This is a genomic window from Qipengyuania sp. (assembly GCF_965277845.1).
GTDB lineage: Bacteria > Pseudomonadota > Alphaproteobacteria > Sphingomonadales > Sphingomonadaceae > Qipengyuania.
In genome coordinates, this window is sequence record NZ_OZ255844.1 from 1,705,459 (window position 1) to 1,723,715 (window position 18,257).

Annotated in this window: 19 protein-coding genes and 2 tRNA genes; 11 read left to right on the top strand and 10 right to left on the bottom strand. The window is 64.4% G+C overall.

What is annotated here, in order from left to right; genetic code table 11:
- Positions 1-55 precede the first annotated feature (55 nt).
- Positions 56-676 carry a TetR/AcrR family transcriptional regulator gene (locus tag ACQY4G_RS08285; RefSeq protein WP_421990181.1) on the top strand — a complete coding sequence of 207 codons (621 nt, stop codon included), beginning with the start codon at positions 56-58 and terminating at the stop codon, positions 674-676.
- A gap of 53 nt (positions 677-729) precedes the next feature.
- Positions 730-993 carry a hypothetical protein gene (locus tag ACQY4G_RS08290; RefSeq protein WP_421990183.1) on the top strand — a complete coding sequence of 88 codons (264 nt, stop codon included), beginning with the start codon at positions 730-732 and terminating at the stop codon, positions 991-993.
- Between the two features lie 71 nt (positions 994-1,064).
- On the opposite strand, the gene ACQY4G_RS08295 is transcribed toward ACQY4G_RS08290, so the two are convergent.
- Positions 1,065-1,139 (bottom strand) — tRNA-Val (locus tag ACQY4G_RS08295).
- Positions 1,140-1,216: 77 nt separating this feature from the next.
- Positions 1,217-3,097, bottom strand: coding sequence for a signal peptide peptidase SppA (sppA, locus tag ACQY4G_RS08300; RefSeq protein ID WP_421990185.1), 1,881 nt, complete (start codon positions 3,095-3,097; stop codon positions 1,217-1,219).
- A 102-nt stretch (positions 3,098-3,199) separates the two neighbouring features.
- On the opposite strand from sppA, the gene ACQY4G_RS08305 reads away from it, so the two are divergent.
- Entirely contained in the window at positions 3,200-4,225 is a 1,026-nt protein-coding gene (locus ACQY4G_RS08305; protein WP_067696692.1) for an aspartate carbamoyltransferase catalytic subunit, read from the top strand.
- The gene (locus ACQY4G_RS08310; protein ID WP_421990187.1) at positions 4,222-5,451 is read left to right on the top strand and encodes a dihydroorotase; all 1,230 of its coding nucleotides are present in this window, start codon (positions 4,222-4,224) and stop codon (positions 5,449-5,451) included. Before ACQY4G_RS08305 ends, ACQY4G_RS08310 begins: the two co-directional genes overlap by 4 nt.
- A 66-nt stretch (positions 5,452-5,517) precedes the next feature.
- Here ACQY4G_RS08310 and ACQY4G_RS08315 read toward each other — a convergent pair whose 3' ends face one another.
- Genes ACQY4G_RS08315 through ACQY4G_RS08325 form a run of 3 tightly spaced genes read right to left on the bottom strand, consistent with a single transcriptional unit; the run spans position 5,518 to position 8,122 of the window.
- Positions 5,518-6,831: an SPOR domain-containing protein gene (locus ACQY4G_RS08315; protein ID WP_421990189.1), complete on the bottom strand. Its 1,314-nt coding sequence runs from the start codon at positions 6,829-6,831 to the stop codon at positions 5,518-5,520.
- Positions 6,832-6,868: 37 nt separating this feature from the next.
- A complete protein-coding gene (locus ACQY4G_RS08320; protein WP_291167204.1) occupies positions 6,869-7,381 on the bottom strand; it encodes a hypothetical protein in 513 nt (170 codons plus the stop codon).
- Between the two features lie 24 nt (positions 7,382-7,405).
- On the bottom strand, positions 7,406-8,122 hold the full coding sequence (locus tag ACQY4G_RS08325) for a ParA family protein (protein ID WP_067696699.1): 717 nt from the start codon (positions 8,120-8,122) through the stop codon (positions 7,406-7,408).
- Between the two features lie 232 nt (positions 8,123-8,354).
- Here ACQY4G_RS08325 and ACQY4G_RS08330 point away from each other — a divergent pair, with 232 nt between their 5' ends.
- From ACQY4G_RS08330 to bfr, 4 genes are all read left to right on the top strand, one after another.
- Positions 8,355-9,467 carry an SPOR domain-containing protein gene (locus ACQY4G_RS08330; protein WP_425061739.1) on the top strand — a complete coding sequence of 371 codons (1,113 nt, stop codon included), beginning with the start codon at positions 8,355-8,357 and terminating at the stop codon, positions 9,465-9,467.
- Between the two features lie 60 nt (positions 9,468-9,527).
- Positions 9,528-10,817, top strand: a complete 1,290-nt coding sequence (locus tag ACQY4G_RS08335; RefSeq protein ID WP_421990193.1) for a DUF418 domain-containing protein — start codon at positions 9,528-9,530, stop codon at positions 10,815-10,817.
- Positions 10,818-10,888: 71 nt separating this feature from the next.
- Positions 10,889-11,077 carry a (2Fe-2S)-binding protein gene (locus ACQY4G_RS08340; protein WP_291172810.1) on the top strand — a complete coding sequence of 63 codons (189 nt, stop codon included), beginning with the start codon at positions 10,889-10,891 and terminating at the stop codon, positions 11,075-11,077.
- A gap of 126 nt (positions 11,078-11,203) precedes the next feature.
- Entirely contained in the window at positions 11,204-11,695 is a 492-nt protein-coding gene (gene bfr, locus ACQY4G_RS08345; RefSeq protein ID WP_067696711.1) for a bacterioferritin, read from the top strand.
- Positions 11,696-11,701: 6 nt separating this feature from the next.
- Here bfr and ACQY4G_RS08350 read toward each other — a convergent pair whose 3' ends face one another.
- The 3 genes from ACQY4G_RS08350 to der form a co-directional block, all read right to left on the bottom strand.
- A complete protein-coding gene (locus ACQY4G_RS08350; RefSeq protein WP_421990195.1) occupies positions 11,702-11,908 on the bottom strand; it encodes a hypothetical protein in 207 nt (68 codons plus the stop codon).
- 106 nt (positions 11,909-12,014) lie between these two features.
- Positions 12,015-12,521 carry a DUF2721 domain-containing protein gene (locus tag ACQY4G_RS08355; protein ID WP_067696715.1) on the bottom strand — a complete coding sequence of 169 codons (507 nt, stop codon included), beginning with the start codon at positions 12,519-12,521 and terminating at the stop codon, positions 12,015-12,017.
- Positions 12,521-13,954, bottom strand: coding sequence for a ribosome biogenesis GTPase Der (gene der / locus ACQY4G_RS08360; protein ID WP_067696718.1), 1,434 nt, complete (start codon positions 13,952-13,954; stop codon positions 12,521-12,523). Before der ends, ACQY4G_RS08355 begins: the two co-directional genes overlap by 1 nt.
- A gap of 120 nt (positions 13,955-14,074) precedes the next feature.
- On the opposite strand from der, the gene ACQY4G_RS08365 reads away from it, so the two are divergent.
- The gene (locus ACQY4G_RS08365) at positions 14,075-14,653 is read left to right on the top strand and encodes a CHAP domain-containing protein (RefSeq protein WP_421990197.1); all 579 of its coding nucleotides are present in this window, start codon (positions 14,075-14,077) and stop codon (positions 14,651-14,653) included.
- Here the strand turns inward: ACQY4G_RS08365 and ACQY4G_RS08370 are convergent, their stop codons facing one another.
- Positions 14,654-14,938, bottom strand: coding sequence for a DUF3297 family protein (locus ACQY4G_RS08370; RefSeq protein WP_067696721.1), 285 nt, complete (start codon positions 14,936-14,938; stop codon positions 14,654-14,656).
- Positions 14,939-15,102: 164 nt separating this feature from the next.
- On the opposite strand from ACQY4G_RS08370, the gene ACQY4G_RS08375 reads away from it, so the two are divergent.
- Both ACQY4G_RS08375 and tig read left to right on the top strand, forming a co-directional pair.
- Positions 15,103-15,187, top strand: a tRNA-Leu gene (locus tag ACQY4G_RS08375).
- A gap of 63 nt (positions 15,188-15,250) precedes the next feature.
- The gene (tig, locus tag ACQY4G_RS08380) at positions 15,251-16,816 is read left to right on the top strand and encodes a trigger factor (protein WP_421990199.1); all 1,566 of its coding nucleotides are present in this window, start codon (positions 15,251-15,253) and stop codon (positions 16,814-16,816) included.
- A gap of 68 nt (positions 16,817-16,884) precedes the next feature.
- On the opposite strand, the gene ACQY4G_RS08385 is transcribed toward tig, so the two are convergent.
- A complete protein-coding gene (locus ACQY4G_RS08385; RefSeq protein WP_421990201.1) occupies positions 16,885-18,252 on the bottom strand; it encodes a cation:proton antiporter in 1,368 nt (455 codons plus the stop codon).
- Positions 18,253-18,257: the final 5 nt, after the last annotated feature.

Sequence of the window (18,257 nt, forward strand, 5' to 3'; positions counted from 1 at the left end):
GTTGCACGGCAGGTCGGTTTTGGTAGGTTTGCGCAGTTTGCGGGGGGATCGACCAATGGCTGCGACGGACGTTTCAAGCGACAAGACGCCGCGGACGGAGCGGGGCAGACGGACGCTGCGCAAGCTGCTCGATGCGGCTGCTACCGAATTTGCCGAGAAGGGTTTTCACGAGGCGTCGATCAGCGGCATCACGCGCAGTGCCGGGGTAGCCCTGGGGACTTTCTACACCTATTTCGACAGCAAGGATGCAATCTTCCGCGCGCTGGTTTCGGACATGAGTGCGGGCGTGGGCAAAGCGGCGCGCGAGGCGATCGAACCCTCGATGGGCGCACTCGAGGTCGAACGGGCCGCGCTGTGCGCCTTTCTCGAATTCGCCGCCGAGCACAAGGAAATTTACCGCATCATCGACGAGGCGGAATTCGTCGATCCCGAGAGCTATCGTGCGCATTACGAAACCATCGGAGCACGTATCGAGGAACGGTTGCGGGTAGGGGCCGAGGGTGGTGAATACCGTCCCGATCTCGGCCCGCCCGAGGCGTGGGCGCTGATGGGCATGAACGTATTTCTGGGGCTGCGTTACGTCATCTGGGCGCGCGAAGGCGACCCGGATTTTGCGGAGGTCGCGCGCCGGGCAAACGCATTTCTCGCCAGGGGAATAGCCGGAAGCAACGCATGACGGGCGGAACCGCATGTGTGCGATGTCGTTGATCTCCCAAAGGAGAATTCGACATGATCGGCAAGGTAATCGGAGCATTCGTGGGCGATCGGATCGCCCGCAGGACCAGCGGCATGGGCGGCGCCAGCGGAGCCGCGCTGGGCGTGATCGCGACCAGCGTGCTACGCCGGATGAGCCTTCCAGCAATGGTCGCGCTCGGCGTCGGCGGCCATGTCGCCAAGAAGGTCCTCGACAAGAAGCAGGCGGAAGGCCCGGAACAGACGCCGTCCAAGACCTCCACCGCGCCCAAGACAGACAACGGCAGGAAGGCCGCCTGAGCGTTTTCGCATAAGGCGAACGAAAGGCCGCCTCGCCAGGGGCGGTCTTGGTCGTTCCGCATCGGAGGACATGGTGGGCGCGGCAAGGATTGAACTTGCGACCCCACCCGTGTGAAGGGTGTGCTCTACCACTGAGCTACGCGCCCGCCCGGTGTCGCGGCTTGCAAAGCAGCCGCAGGGCAGGGCGCGCCTTTACTGTGCGAATCGCGACGTGGCAAGCGCCCTAGCCGAACAGCAGGGCGACGATCCGGGCCACCCAGCCATTCGGTGCCGGCATCTGTCCTCGGGAGGGCGTCGGCGAAGGACAGGCGAGGCAATAGGCCTGCGCTCCCTTCGCGTCGAGCAAGCGCTCCGCATCCGACGCGATTTGCGCGACCACTGCAGATTGCCCGCGTGCCATATGCGCAATGACATCGCCGCCGGAGCCGGCTTCCTCGCCATCACCGATCAACCATTGGCGCAGCAGCGTATCGTAAGTCGACGGCTGGGTGCCAAGGTATTGGACGTGCCAATCGGCACCCAGCCCGGCCTGTCCGGCGGTCCAGGCGAGTGCCTCTTCCATGCCGCCATATTCGTCCACCAGGCGCAGCTGGCGGGCAGTGCCACCATCCCAGACGCGGCCCTGCGCCACGGCATCGGCCTGTGCACGGGTCATGTCGCGCGCTGCGCCGACGCGGACGAGGAAATCCTCGTAACCGTCCTCGATGAAAGCCTGTACCAGCGCGTCGGTTTCCGGGGTCAAGCCACCGACGAGATCCGGCTGGCCCGACAGCGGCGTGGTGCGTACGCCATCGCTGGTCACGCCCACCATGGCGGCTGTCTGCTCGAACGTCGGAATGACCGCGAAAATGCCGATCGAACCGGTGATCGTCTCGGGCTCGGCGAAGATGCGGTCGGCGGGGGTAGACACCCAATAGCCGCCGCTTGCCGCGACATTGGCCATCGAGACCGCCACCGGGATATCGCGTGCCTTGTGCCGCAGGATCGCCTCGCGGATCAGCTCGCTCGCCAGAACCGAGCCGCCGGGAGAATCGACCCGCACGACCAGCCCCGCCAGGTCGTCGTCGAGCGCTTCGTCGAGCAATTCGGCAATGCGGTCGCCCCCGGCGACGCCCGGACCGGCATCGCCATCGACGATTTCGCCCGCCACAGTGATGACGCCGATCGGCTTGCCCGAGGTCGGGAGCGGCTTGTCTTCCAGCCAGGCGGCCAATTCGGTGTGCGGATAGGCGTTGGGGCCCTCGCTCCAATCGTCCTCGCCGACCAGCTCGACCACGCGCTTTTCGAAATCGGCACGGGTGCCCAGCTCGTCGACCAGCCCGGCTTGCAAGGCGGCGCTGGCAAGATCGCCGCGAGCAGCTGCAACCCACTCGACCGGTTGCGTGGTGACACGCTCGATATCCGCGGCGGGCCGGGCCTTCTTCAGGTTCGCGCGATACTCCTCCCAAAGCGTGTCGTAGAGCGCACGGGCGTTTTCGCGCGCGGCTTCGGACATGCCGCTGCGGCTGAAGGGTTCGACCGCGCTCTTGTATTCGCCGACCTTGTAGACGCGCGCATTGACCTGCAGCTTCTCGAGCAGGCCGGCATAATAGAGCCGCTCACCGCCAGGGCCTGTGACGACCGCGCCGCCCAGGGGATTGACCCAGACCTCGCTTGCATGCGCGGCGAGCAGCATGCCATCGTCGGTATAGGCGGTGGCATAGGCGAGCACCGGCTTTTCGGCAGCCCGTACGCGGTCGAGCGCTTCGCCGATTTCCTGCATATGGACCTGCCCGCCGCCGAGAAAGCGATCGAGGTCGAGCACCACCGCGGAAATTCTTTCGTCCTTCGCCGCCTCGTCGAGCGCATGGACGAGGTCGCGCGCCTGGTATTCGCCCATCGGCGTCTGCCGCGACAGCAGGGCCTCGATGGGATCGATCTCGGTACGCTCTTCGACTACGATGCCGTCGAGTTCGAGCAGCAATGCCCCGTCGCGAACTGCCGCCGGGCTCGGCCGCGCGGTCAGCACGGCGAACAGCGCGGCAAAGAACAGCAGCATGAAGACGAGCACCAGCCCATCCTTGATGCCCACGAGCAGGCGCCACACTTTCCCGGCGAATTTCATGCGTCAAATCTCCTGTTGTTCCCGAGTTAGGGAAGCAAGCACCGCATTGCCACTGGAAAGCGCTTGAGCGCCTCATCCGGGTCGACTAAGGGCGTGGCCTCAATGACATCGACGGAATCCTCGCCCCATGCGGCCCGTTATCCGGCGGGTGCGCTCGCATTCCCGCACCGCGACCTGATTGGCATCGGCCAGCTCGAGCGGCATGAAATTCTCTTCCTGCTCGACGAAGCGGAACGCTGGGTCGCCCTGAATCGCCAGGCCGACAAGCACGAGAACCTGCTTTCCGGCCTTACGGTCATCAATGCCTTCTTCGAGAATTCGACGCGCACGCTGCTGAGTTTCGAGATCGCGGGCAAGCGGCTGGGCGCGGACGTGGTGAACATGCACGCCGCGCAATCGAGCGTGAAGAAGGGCGAGACGCTGATCGACACGGCGATAACGCTCAACGCCATGCGCGCCGATGCGATCGTCATCCGCCACGGGTCGAGCGGCGCGACGCAACTGATCGCGGACAAGGTGGATTGCCCGGTGCTCAATGCGGGCGACGGCCAGCACGAGCACCCCACGCAGGCGTTGCTCGATGCGCTGGCATTGCGCCATGCCCTGCGCGATCGCGGGCAAGCGGCCGAGGACTTTACCGGCCTCAAAATCGTGATCTGCGGCGACATCCTGCACAGCCGCGTCGCGCGTTCCAACCTGCTGTGCCTGCAGGCGCTCGGTGCGACCGTTCGTTTGTGTGCGCCGCCCGCGCTCATGCCTATTGGGATCGAAGCCATGGGCGCCGAGGTATTCCACGATTTCGACGCCGCGCTCGACGGCGCGGATGTGGTCATGATGCTGCGCTTGCAGACCGAGCGTATGAGCGGACAGTTCATTCCCTCGGCGCGCGAGTATCACCACCTCTACGGCCTAACGAAAAAGCGTCTGAACAGAGCGGCCGAGGATGCGCTCGTCATGCACCCCGGCCCGATGAATCGCGGAGTCGAGATCGACAGCGAAGTCGCCGACATGATCGACCGTTCCATTATTACGAGGCAGGTCGAGATGGGAGTGGCGATCCGCATGGTGGCGCTCGATATCCTCACTCGCCGCGCCCGCGGTGTCGAGGGCTGGGGAGCAGCGGCATGAAGCAGCAGCGTCCCCTGGCGATTACCGGCGGAAGACTGATCACGCCCGACGGCCCGCGCGATGCGACATTGCGGCTGGTCGACGGGCGTATCGATGCTCTGGGGCAAGAACCGCGAGACGGCGATGACATCGTCGATGCCAAGGGCCTCCTTGTCGCCCCGGGCCTCGTCGATCTCGGCGTATTCGCGATCGACAAACCTGCTTTCCATTTCGGCGGGATCACACGCGCGGCACTGATGCCCGACCAGTCGCCGCCCTTGGACCTGCCTAGCCGCGTCTCCTATATCGCCAAGAGCGGCAAACCCGATTTCTGGGTCCATCCGTTGGCTGCCGCATCGCGCGGTTTGCAAGGGCGCGAGATCGCCGAACTGGCCTTGATGCGCGAGGCCGGTGCGCGCGGGATCGCCACCGGGCGGCAATGGATTGCGGATTCGGGCGTCATGCTGCGTCTTTTGCAATATGCAGCGATGCTCGATCTTGTCGTCGTCGCTCATGCGGAGGACGCGACGCTGGTCGCCGGTGCGGTGGCCACCGCGGGCGAGATTGCTACGCGCAGGGGCCTGCCGAGTGCCCCGGCCCAAGCCGAGGCGATCGCGCTGACGCGCGATATCGCGCTTGCCGAAATGGCCGGGGCGCGCATTCACTTTCGCCAGGTAACGACGAGGGCGGGACTGGACATCGTCCGGAGCGCAAAAGCGCGCGGCGTAAAGGTGACCTGCGGTATTACCCCGGCGCATTTCATGCTGTCCGATCTCGCTACCGTCGATTTCCGCACCTTTGCGCGGCTGTCTCCGCCGCTGCGCAGCGAGCCTGATCGGCAGGCAGTACGCGAGGCGATCGCCGATGGAACGATCGATGTCGTCGCCAGTGGCCACGATCCGCGCGGGCCGGAGGACAAGCGCTTGCCGTTCTCCGATGCCCAGCCGGGCATGGCAGGAGCGGAAACGCTGCTTGCCATGGTCCTGTCGCTGGTGCGCGACGAGCTGATCGACGTGCAGCGCGCCTTCGAACTGGTCGCGACGGCCCCGGCGCGCATTCTCGGAGTCGAGGCGGGTGCGATCGCCAGCGGCTTCGAAGCGGACATCGCCATCGTCGATCCCGACAAGCCCTGGGTCATCCAGAGCGCCAGAATGGAAGCGACTGCCGGCAATACGCCGTTCGATGGCCAGCCCACCCAGGGACGCGTTACGAAGCTCTACAAGGGCGGCATGCGCATCAACCCCTAGCGAAGCGAAAAACCCCGCCCGGATCGTCCGGACGGGGTCGCTCGATGGTACGGTTAGGTGCGCCTGTTAGCGCGCTGCGACCCGTACGTCGTTTCTGACTACGTCGATGGCGCCCGGCAGCGGGCGCGACGAGGCATAAGCGATGCAGCCGCCTCCCTTGCCCTTGACCGAGCGACACATCGATTGCGCGTCCGACTTGGCGTAGCCGGCTGCGGCCACGCGGTAATAGATCTTGCCGTTGACGCGCGCCTTGGTGATCACGCGCTCGGCATCGCCGAGTTCGGGATACCGCTTCCGGAATGTCTTCCAGGCTTCGTGGGCGTCCGACATCGAAAAGAAGGAGCCCAGCTGGACATTGTAGTCGCCGCCGCGAGCGCGGTTGGCTGGCGTCGCCGCACCGGCCACGCGCGGGGCAACCCGCTCGCGTGCCTTGGCCGGGGTTTCCTGGACCACTTCGTTCGACACGAAACGCACGCTGCCGGTGACCGGGGCGATGCTCGCATCGGCCAGGGCCGCATCCGCGCTGTCGTCTGCGGCGGGGGCAGTGGCCACGGGCGGGAGCTCCTGCGCCAGTGCGAAATCGGTCATCCGCGCCTCGGCGGCCGGCGCAAGTTCGTCGACTTCCTGCGCGGCGAGCATATCGACGCTGGGATGGTTGGACAGGGCGAGCATCTGCGGCTGGCCCGGATCGACTTGCGGCATGACGTCGAGGAGGCTGGCTACGCGTCTGGTGAAAGCCTCCGGACGGATCATCGCCGCCCATTCGGCCATGCGATTTCCGACTTCGCCGGCCGGGACGTCTTCCGCCGCCATGACGCGCGCGGCGCGCCAATTACCCGTCAGGGCGTAGGCATAAGCGAGATTCTGGCGGACTTTCGCGGTGTTCTGGCCTGCGCGAAGAGCATTGCTCAGGACATGGACGCCCCGGTCGGGGTGACCGGCAAGGGCAATGGCGAGCCCGAAATCGGCCGGATCGAGCGCGGTCTCGAACTCTGCGAGCGTGCCCAGAGCGCCGGGTTGGTCGCCGATCGCGATCTGCGCAAGTGCATAGCTGATGACGGTTCGGGGCGCGGTATCGCCCAGTTCGATCGCTTCGGCGAAGGTCGTGGCTGCAGAAGCAAAGCGCCCATCCTCCAGATAGGCATTGCCCAGCAGCGTGCGCGTATAGGCATCCCGCGAGTTGGCGAGCACGGCTGCTTCGGCATGCTGCACGGCTTTGGACGCCTTGCCCTTGGCGAGCGCCTTCTCCGCGTGCTCGGCCGAATAGGCATGGCTTGGCGCGACCTTGCCGGTGCACGCGGTAAGCGCGGTGGTCGCCAGCGCCGTGGTGACGGCGAGCTGGACGAACCGCTTGTTCCTTGCTTTCGTCTCGGTGCTCATTCTTACCCCCTTGAAGGCGATCCCACGTCGTTAAAGTCTAGTTCTTGCCGCGCTGGACCTGGGCAGCGAGGCTGGCGATTTCCGGCATTTCGGCGAGCAGCGCGTCCAGCGCGTCGGTCACCAATTGCTGTGCGCTGCGCCCACGCACGGTACAGGCGAGGCGCAGCATAAGATGGCGTTCCTGATCGAGCCGCAGCGTGAAGGCGGCCCGCTTGCCCTGCGCGGCAGCGGGCTTGCGCGCCACCGGCTTCGACTGGGCGGGCTTTTCGAGTTGTGCCTGAATCTTGGTCAGCGATTCGCGCACCTGGTTGGGTGCAGCGGTCTCGTTGGCCGCAGGCGGCGCGAGCGCCACGACTTTCTCCTCGGACGGCTTTGGCGATCCTTGCTCGTCGTCGCCCATGTCGTTCCAGCCGAGGTCCTCGAGATTGGCGGCCGCTTCCTTGCCATCGACCGGGCCGACGATACCCGACTGCGGGCGCATGGCAGGCTTCGCGCCGCCCTTGCGCGCGAGCAGGGTCGAGGAAAGCGAGGCGAAATTGGCGTCAGACATTCGGCAGTCTCCGCCCTTCCACTACTACTGCGCCACGCGGCGACCGAAGCCACCGGCGGGACGATGGACGCCCGGCATCGCGGATTGCGATTGGGGCGCGGCGAAGACCGTGCGACGGAAATTCTTTTCCAGACGGTCGGCGATGTATTTCCACAGCGCGGTGACTTCGGCGGCGCTTCGGCTTTCGGGGTCGACTTCCATCACCGTGCGGCCATCGATCATCGAGGCGGCGAAATCGGTGCGATGGTGGAGCGTGATCGGGGCGACCGTGCCATGCTGCGACAGCGCGACTGCGGCTTCCGAGGTGATCTTGGCCTTCGGGGTCGCGGCGTTGACGACGAACACCAGCGGCTTTCCGGCCCTCTCGCACAAATCGACCGTGGCGCCGACGGCGCGCAAATCATGGGGGCTGGGGCGCGTGGGGACGACGATCAGCTCGGCAACCGAGATGACCGACTGGATCGCCATCGTGATGGCGGGCGGCGTATCGATGACGGCCAGCTTGAATCCTTGCTGGCGCAGGATGGCAAGGTCGGAGGCGAGGCGGGCAACGGTTGTCTGGGCGAAAGCGGGATACTCGTCCTCGCGCTCGTTCCACCAGTCGGCGAGCGAGCCCTGCGGATCGATGTCGATAAGGACGACCGGCCCCGCGCCGGCGCGCTGCGCCTGGACGGCCAGATGTCCCGAGAGCGTGGTCTTGCCCGATCCACCCTTCTGCGATGCCAATGCCAGTACACGCAAGACTTGGTCCCCCTGGTTTGCGCCGGAGTCGATTTCATCTTCGCCGCAAGCGAATGCAGCGATCTTGCCATGGCAATCGCAGACTACCCCTAATTTAGGGTTAATCCGGCGCGGCTTCGGGACGGTGTGAATCGGGCCGGAACGGCAGCAACACTTTGCTAACGACCGATTTACTATAGGATGCACCCAATCCGGCGCGCTCCGGCGTGCCGCTGCACGGGAAGGAATGGCAATGCGACTATGGGCGAAAGCGGCATGGATGGCGGGCGCGATGGCGTCACTGTGCCTTGTCTCGTCGCCGGCGCGGGCCGACGTCAAGGCAGGGGTGGATGCCTGGACGAATGGCGATTTCGCGACTGCGGTGCGCGAATGGGCGGGGCCGGCCGCGCAGGGCGATCCCGATGCACAGTTCAACATGGCGCAGGCCTATCGCCTCGGACGCGGGGTCGATACCGACCTTGCGCAGGCCGAAGCACTCTATGCCAGGGCAGCGGCACAGGGGCACGTCAAGGCGGCCGACAATTACGGATTGCTGCTGTTCCAGCGCGGCGCGCGCGAGGAGGCCATGCCTTATGTTGCGGCAGCCGCCACGCGCGGCGATCCGCGGGCGCAATATCTTCTCGGCATCGCGCATTTCAATGGCGATCTCGTGGAGAAGGACTGGCGACGGGCCTATGCCTTGCTGACACTGGCCAATTCGGCGGGCCTGCCGCAGGCCCGCGGCGCGCTGGCACAGATGGACCAATATATTTCCCTCGAGGATCGTCAGGCGGCCCAGCCGCTTGCCGCATCGCTCAAATCGGAAGCCGAAGCCGCGCGCGCGCGCCAGCTTGCCGCGGTCGACCTTGCGCTGGGCACCGACGCGCCGGCGGGGCCCGTGGTCACTGCGCCGCAGCAGCCGCCCGTGGCGCGGCCTGCGGGAACGCCGCGTGTATCCGGCAATGCACCGCCTGCGAGCACTGCGGGGGCGGACTTCACCATCCCTACCCCTACGCCTGCCCCGACGGTCGTGGCGCGGCGTGAGGAGGAGGCGCTTTCGCGCGCGGCGGTGGCGGTTTCGAATTCGCCGCCCGCCGTCAGCGCTGCGCCCGCACCGGCAACGCGCGTTGCTGCTTCGACGGGACCGTGGAAGGTCCAGCTTGGCGCCTTCGGTATTGCCGGCAATGCCCAGCGGCTGTGGAGCCGGCTGGAGGATCGAGCCGAGATCGCCGGACGTACGCGCCTGCTGGTTCCGGCGGGCAGGCTGACCAAGCTCCTGGCGGGCGGCTATGCCACGCGCGACGAGGCCAGCGCGGCCTGCGCCTCGCTCAAGCGCAGTGGACAGGAATGCATCGTGACACGTTAGGCCAAGTCACTTGGCAATGTGACTGGCTGTGCTAGTGCGGCGATACGCAGGGAGGTCCGCATGAGCGCTGAAGCCACGATCACGCCCGATATGAAGGATACCAAACCCGCTGCGCCGATCGCGGCATCGGGCACCGGTCGAATCGGCAGCCTCGACTTTATCCGCGGGCTCGCCGTCATGGGTATCCTGGCAGCGAATATCGTGGCCTTCGGGCAGCCGATGACGGCTTACATGTATCCCGATGCCTTCACCGTCCCGCACAGCGAGGCGGAAGACTGGATGTGGGTTGCGCAATTCGTCCTGATCGACGGGAAAATGCGGGGGCTTTTCTCACTTTTGTTCGGCGCGGGGATGTATCTGTTCCTCGAGAAAGCCTGGGCGCGCGGGCAGGGCCGCTGGCTTCAGGCGCAGCGCCTGTTCTGGCTCGGCCTGTTCGGCCTGTTGCACTATTTCTTCATCTGGCGCGGCGATATCCTGTTTCTTTACGGATGCGCCGGACTCGCGGCACTGCTGTTCGTCGGGCTGTCCCGGCGCAAGCAGCTTGTCCTCGGCCTGCTCGGTTATCTCGGCGGCGTCTTGCTTTATGGCGGTTTCGTCGGCTTGCTTCCAGCTGTTGCGGATACCGAACTCGGAGAGCGTGCGGCTTATGCGCAAATGGCCGAGGATCTGGAGACCGAGAAACAGGCCGACCTCGCCGATGGGGCACTGGAAACGGAGCTGATCTCGAGTGGAGACTACGCTGGCTGGGTATCGCACAATTTTTCCGCACACGCCGGCGATTTGCCGTTTTTTCTTTTTCTCTTCTGGTTCGAGACCTTGCCACTGATGCTGATCGGCATGGCTGCCTATCGCTATGGCCTGTTCGATGGCGGCGTCGATCCCGGACGCCAGCGCAGATGGGGTTGGGGGCTGCTGGTGATCGGTACGGCCCTGACGGTTCCGGTGGCCCTGTGGGCCAAGGATGGCGGGCTGACCTATTACGGCACGCTGGCGGCAATGGTCGGCTATTCGATGCTGCCGCGCGGGCTCGTGATCCTCGGCCTCGTCGCGTTGCTGGCCCTGTGGGGGCAGAGCGCCGGAGGCTGGCTGGCCGAGCGCATCGCCGCCGCTGGTCGCGCAGCCTTTACCAATTACTTGGGCACGTCGGTCGTGATGTTGTTGGTATTCCATGGCTGGGCGGGCGGATTGTTCGGCGAATTGGGCCGTAGCGAGCTGTATCTCGTCATGCTGGCCGCCTGGGTGTTGATGCTGCTGTGGTCCAAGCCCTGGCTGGAACGTTATCGTTTCGGCCCGCTGGAGTGGCTTTGGCGCTGCCTCACTTACAGAAAGCTTTTTGCGCTTAGGCGATGACATTCGGGGCTTGCTATTGAGAACGACTCTCACTAAACCTGCACTTGCGAATCGGTCGCAGGAGTTTTTGAGTGTACGTTTGTATCTGCAACGCCATCAGGGAGACCGAGCTGCGCCGCGCCGCGCGCCACGTTTCGGGCGACGCGGAGGCGTGCTACGCGGCGCTGGGCAAGCCAGCCTGCTGCGGAACCTGCCTCGACGAGGCCGACGGCATCCTGCAGGAAGAGCGCGAGCTCGGTTTCGTCCCCGCCGCGGCCTGAGTGGCCGCTAACGCAAATCGCTCGCAACTGGCGGATTTCCGCCATTTTTTACCGTCTTGACCCTTGCCAAGCAGCCGCTTGAGGGCGCATAGGGGCGCCCTGTTCAGCAGCCAAGGAGTCAGGGCCGTGAAAGGCGATCAAAAGGTCATCGAGTTCCTCAACAAGGCGCTCACCAACGAACTGACCGCGATCAACCAGTACTGGCTTCACTACCGCGTGCTGGCCGATTGGGGCGTCACCAAGCTCGCCGAATACGAACGCCACGAATCGATCGACGAGATGAAGCATGCCGATGTGCTCGCCGAGCGCATCCTGTTTCTCAATGGCCTCCCCAATTTCCAGGCGATCCACAAGCTCAAGGTCGGCGAGACGGTCGAGGAAATCCTCAAGGCCGACCTCGCGGTGGAGATGGAAGCCATCCCGCTGCTCAAGGACGCCATCGCCTATTGCGAAGAAGTGCGCGATTATACTACGCGCGAAATCTTCGAACGCATCCTCGAGAGCGAGGAAGAGCATGTCGACTTCCTCGAAACGCAATTCGACATGATCGCGCGCATGGGACTGGAAAACTACGTCCAGCTCAACAGCAAGCCTGCCGGCGAGGGCGAGGACGGCTGACCTCTCTCAGTTCACGCGCCAGAATGTCGCGTGGACACCGCCATGTTTGGAGAGGCGGGCGAGGCGTTGCTCGCCGTCCCAAATTTCCGCATCGCCCCTGCCGACATTTATATCGGCGATGGTCAATGCCGTGGCGATGTCGAGAGCTTCCAGGGCGAAGGGCTTGTCATTTTGCCCTGCCTGTCTGTGAATCGAAACGCGGAGTTTGTTCATCTCTCATCTCCTTGCCCCGAGAGCGGCTTATGGCAGAGTTAGATGAACCGCAGCCGACACGATCGTGTCACTCGTCGCGCAAATGACTTCATGTGTCGCTGTTGGGCTAGTCGCCCTGGGAATTCGCCGCATTGCGGCGTTCGCGCATGCGCTCGCGATTGCGTCGGGCGGCGGTGCGCGTTTCCCTCAGGAATGATCCAAGGCCAGCCACCAGCAAGCCCATGCTGATCACCCAGGTCGCGGCGACCAGCGTCCCGAGCGGCGTGGTCACGAAGGCACTGACGAACAGCAGGACGATCACCACGCTGATGGCCAGCGCCGAGGCGGTGCTGAACATTACCGCCCGCTGAGCGTGGATGCGGCGCATTTCGAGTGCCGGCAGTTCGGCGCGCAGTGCATCGACGTCGCCCTCCTCGCCGGCATTGAGGATGCGTTCGATCTTGTTGGCCACCCAGATCAACCGATTGGTCATTACGTTCATGACGGCACCGATGCCCGCGAGCAGGAAGGCTGGAGCAAGGCTGAGCTGGACGACCTGTTGAACGCGCAGGGTCGAGCTGGTGCGTTCGATGATCTCGATCCCGGGAAGAGGGGCCAGGATATCGAGCAGCATCACCGTTCCCCGCTGTAATTGCCGCCACCGCCCTTATTGGCATTGTAGGGGTTTTTCGGGCTCTTGAGCACCACGCGAACGGGCACCGCTTCAAAGCCCAGCTTGTCGCGAATACCGTTGACCAGATAGCGCTCGTAACTCTTGGGCAGCATATCGAGCCGCGTGCCGAAAACCACGAAACGCGGCGGGCGGATGCTGGCCTGCGTGATATACCGCAGCTTGATCCGACGGCCACCGGGAGCGGGCGGCGGATTGGCCTCTAGCGCATCGTCGAACCACCGATTGAGCGCGGCGGTGGGCACGCGGCGGCTCCATGCCTCGCGCAGCTCGAAGGCGGCGCCGAGCATCTGGTCGAGGCCTTTGCCGGTTTTGGCACTGACCGCGAACAGCGGCACGCCGCGGACCTGCGCGAGACCTTCGTTCAACGCATTGCGGATGCCGTTGAACAAGGCGCTTGCTCCTTCGGCGACGTCCCATTTGTTGATCGCGATCATCAACGCACGGCCTTCTTCGAGCACCATATTGGCGATCTTGAGATCCTGCGATTCGAGCCCGCGCGTCGCATCGAGCAACAGCACGACGACCTCTGCAAAGTCGACCGCGCGCCGCGCATCGGCGACCGATAGACGTTCCAGCTTGTCGGTGACCTGAGCCTTCTTGCGCATGCCGGCGGTGTCGATGAGCCTGATCTCGCGCGTCTCACCGCTCTTGGGATCTCTCCATTCCCAGTCGACCGCGATCGAGTCGCGCGTGATCCCGGCTTCCGGTCCCGTAAGCAGACGGTCCTCGCCCACCAGGCGGTTGATCAGCGTCGACTTGCCGGCATTGGGCCGGCCGACGATGGCGAGCTTAAGCGGGCCTGCCAACAGTGCTTCCTCGTCCTCCTCGTCGATGTCGGCCTCGATCTCGGCGGCTTCCGCCTTGGCGCCGATGATCGGCCACAGATTGTGGAAGAGGTCGGCGATGCCTTCGCCATGTTCGGCGCTAATGGCAGCCGGTTCTCCGAAACCGAGCGAGAAGCTTTCGAGTATGCCGGCATCGCCCTGCGTGCCCTCGGCCTTGTTGGCGACGAGAACGACCGGGACTTCCTGTTCGCGCAACCAACGCGCGATTTCCTCGTCGAGGGGGGTCAGGCCAACGCGCGAATCGAATACGAATAGCGCGGCGTCCGCGTCTTCCAGGCTGACTTCGGTCTGCCTGCGCATGCGCCCCGGGAGGGATTGGGCATCCTCGTCTTCCCAGCCCGCGGTATCGACGATCTGAAATTCGAGCCCGGCAATCTCGGCATCGCCGAAGCGGCGGTCGCGCGTGACACCGGGCTGGTCGTCGACCAAAGCCAGGCGCTTGCCCACGAGACGATTGAATAGCGTCGACTTTCCGACGTTCGGTCGGCCGATGATGATTACCGTGGGTTTGGAGGAGGAGGGCACCATGATGGCGCGGCAAGTGGCGCTTTGCGAGCCGCTTTGCAAGCGGCAGCGCCATCAGGGTTAATTCGCATTAACCGTAACCCGCAGGCTCGCGGCAAGGACAAGCGGCATAATCGTGCCGCCATGAGGAAGAATCTTGCCGCTTTCGCCCTGCTCGCCTGCACCTCACCCGCCCAGGCAGAAGACTTCGATGGTTTTGCCGATCGGAAAGCGGAGCTGGAAGCCTACCTGCAATGTGTACCCTATGCCCGCGAGGTATCGGGAATCCAGATCTACGGCGATGCGCATACGTGGTGGGAACAGGCCCAGGGGCGCTATGCTACCGGTACCACGCCGCGTCCCGGCGCAGTGATGGCCTTCCGTCCGCATCGGAGCATGCAACTAGGCCATGTCGCCGCGGTCAGCCGGGTGCTCGATTCGCGCCGCGTGCTGCTCGACCACGCCAATTGGTCGCCGATCAACGGGCGCCGCGGGCAGGTCGAGAAGGACGTGCTGGCGATCGACGTGTCTCAGGCAAACGATTGGAGCGAGGTGCGGGTCTGGTATGCTCCCCTGGGCAAGGTCGGCACCACCGCCTGGCCGGTCGAAGGCTTCATCTATTCGGATCGGAATGCGCAGTCGCGCACGCAATACGCCATGGCTCCCGCCCGCAAGCAGACATCGAAGCGCTTCCTCAGCGCCTTTGCTGCCTACGCCGAGTAATCATTCCGCCTTGGCGACGGGCGGATCGTCGCCCAGGTCCTCGAACCAGGCCTCGACCGGGCCGCTGAGCTTGAGCGTCAGCGGATTCCCGTGGCGATCGACGGTCTTGCCAGCCTGAACGCGCACCCAGCCTTCGGAAATAGAATATTCCTCGATGTCGGTGCGTTGCCTTCCCTTGAAGCGGATGCCCACGCCGCGCTGGAGTACCTCCATCTGGAAATGCTCGCTCTTCGGATTGACCGAAAGGCGGTCGGGCGGGGTCTGGCTCTTCGTTTCGTCGCTCATGGCGCGCGCCCCTAATCCGCGGCGCGGCGCCTCGCAAGAGCAATTGGACGAGAGGTGCACCCGCCGCGCTTGCGCAATGCCTCGCTCTCTACTAGAGGCACGCGCCTACACGCGGAGGGTCGGGTGAGAACCTTGGCGCCTTTCGCGCAGCTTCGTTCGGGTTTGCGGGCGTGGCGGAACTGGTAGACGCGCTGGTTTTAGGTACCAGTATCGAAAGATGTGGGGGTTCGAGTCCCTTCGCCCGCACCAGTGCCGCCGCAGCGCGATACCCCATCGCACATGTCGCATTTGGAAAGTCACGAGTTTCAACCCATGCAAATCAAAGAGACCGCCAACGAGGGCCTCAAGCGCGCCTATACCGTCACGATTCCGGCCAAGGAAATCGACGAGCGCGTCAACAGCGAAGTCAAGAAGATCGCCCCGCAGGTGAAGATGCCCGGCTTCCGCCCGGGCAAGGTGCCCGCCAATCTCGTGCGCAAGATGCATGGCGAGCAGCTGCACGCGCAGACGGTCAACGACATGATCCGCGAATCGGTCGACAAGGTGATGGCGGAAAACAAGCTGCGCCCCGCGATGCAGCCCAAGGTCGAGCTCGACGAAGGCTATGAGGAAGGCAAGGATGCCTCGCTCACCGTCGAAGTCGAAGTGCTGCCGGACATCGAAGCGCCCGATACCGATGGCCTCGAGCTCGAGCGGCTGACCGTTCCGGTCACCGACGAGCAGGTCGCCGAAGCGGTCGAGCGTATCGCGTCGAACAACAAGAGCTACAAGGACGCCGCGAAGACGAAGAAAGCGGCCGATGGCGACCAGCTGATCATCGATTTCGTCGGCCGCGTCGACGGCACCGAGTTCGAAGGTGGGAAGGCCGAGAACACCCCGCTGGTAATCGGCTCGGGCCAGTTCATTCCCGGCTTCGAGGAACAGCTCACCGGCGCGAAGACTGGCGACACGAAGACCATCACGGTCACCTTCCCCGAGGATTATCCGGCCGAAAACCTCAAGGGCAAGGAAGCCGAATTCGATGTCACCGTTCAGCAGGTGAAGGTCCCGTCCGAGACCGAAATCGACGACGAGTTCGCCAAGAACCTCGGCCTCGACAGTCTCGACAAGCTCAAGGAACTGCTGCGCGGACAGCTAGAGCAGGAGACCTCGGGTCTCACCCGCACGCAGATGAAGCGCCAGCTGCTCGACACGCTCGCCGCCGGTCACGACTTTGCCGTCCCGCAGGGCATGGTCGATGCCGAATTCGACCAGATCTGGGCGCAGCTGCAGCAGGAAGCCGCGCAGTCCGACGATGCCGAAGCCATGCTCAAGGAAATGGAAGACGAGAAGGACGACTATCGCAAGATCGCCGAACGTCGCGTCCGCCTCGGCCTGCTGCTGTCGGAGATCGGCCAGAAGAACGGCGTCGAGGTCAATGCCAACGAGATGAACATGCTCATCCAGCAGGCGGCCCAGCAATATCGCGCCGAAGACCGCGAACGGTTCGTCCAGTACGTCCAGTCGGAACCGATGGCCGCCGCACAGCTGCGCGCGCCGCTCTATGAAGACAAGGTCGTCGACTTCCTCTTCGACAAGGCCGAAATCACCGACCGCGAAGTGACGCGCGAGGAACTCGAAGCCGCGATCGAGGCGGAAGAAAGCACGGACGAGAAGCCGAAGAAGAAGGCGCCTGCCAAGAAAGCTCCGGCGAAGAAGAAGGCGGATTCGAAGAAGGCGGACGACAAGCCGGCCGCGAAGAAGGCCCCGGCCAAGAAGGCTGCCGCCAAGAAACCGGCGGCTAAAAAGGCCGACGCCAAGGCTCCGGCCAAGAAGCCTGCTGCGAAAAAGGCTCCTGCCAAGAAGCCAGCGGCCAAGAAGGCCGACGCCAAGAAGTGAATCCTATCGATTAGGACGCGCGAGGGGCGGCGGACTGCGGTCGGCCGCCCCTTGTCGTTGGGGCAGGGCTATTCGGGCTTGGCGGGCCGTTCCACCTCGAGCTCAGGGCCGTCGGGAGAGAGCGAGGCCATGCTCGTATCCTGCCCGGCATGGACATGCGCGCGGCGGTCTTCGACATGGCGGATGAAGGGGCCGGACACCACGCCATGGACCAGGATCGACACGAGGATCGCGAAGCTGACGGTCGCCCATAGCAGGTCGATCTGCGCGAAATCCGCATGGTTCTGGCCATAGGCGAGATAGTAGATCGACCCCATTCCGCGCACGCCGAGGAAGGCAACCGCCAGCTTGCCGACCATCGGCAGGTCGCAGTTCAACTCCGCAAGCAATCCCGAAATCGGCCGAATCACGAAAACCAGCGCCAAACCGACCAAAGCGGCAGGCCAGGTAAGCGCTGCGAGTACGCCGCTCGCCAGCATCGCCCCAAAGCCGAATAGCACCGCGACGAGCACGATTTGCTCGATCTGGTCGATGAAATGATGGCTGATCTTGTGATAACGACTGCGGTTTTCGCGCTGGCGAGCGGTTACCGCACCGACAAATACCGCCAGAAACCCGTAGCCTTCGACGAGTTCGGCCAGCCCATAGGCGAGAAGCAGCGTGCCGAGCACGATCAGGCCCTCACTGGTCGAATAGATCGGTTGACCCTGATCTTCGCTCGCCTCGCCGTCATCCTTCATGGGCGGGTCGGCAACGCGTTCGAAGACGTACCATGCGCCGATCCTGCCCACTGCCCAGCCAACCGCGCAACCCGCGACGATCCGCCAGCCGAGGTCCATGGCAGCCCATTCCAGCGTCCAGCCACCCAGGGCGGTCATGCCCACAGCGGCAATCGCAAGGTAGGTAAAGGGAAAGGCCAGCCCGTCATTGAGCCCGGCCTCGACCGTCAGGCTGAAGCGCACATCATGCCGCTGGTCTTCCCCCGGGGGACCGACCTGCACACTGCGCGCAAGCACCGGATCGGTCGGAGCGAGTGCCGCACCCAGCAGAATCGCGCTCGCCGGAGCCAGCCCCAGCGCCCACCAGCCGAGCAGCGCCACCGCGGTGATCGTCAGCGGCATGGCGACGACCAGCAGCGGCCAGATCTGGCGCCAGTTGGCCCAGCTCACCGGCCGGTCGATCGCGATGCCTGCGGCCATCAGCGAGGCGATGACGATGAACTCGGTAGCATATTCGAGCGTGATCGCATCGAAACCGTCCACGGTCGGATTGAAATGCGGCAGGCCCAGCGGCAACGACCAGGTGACGAAACCAGCCGCGACATAGAGGATCGGCAGCGACAGCCAATACCGCGCGAGCCAGCGTTCGAGCGTGACGGCGAGTGTCAGTCCGATGCCGAAGATGACGAACAGAAGTATCCGCGGGTCGAATTCCACAGGAA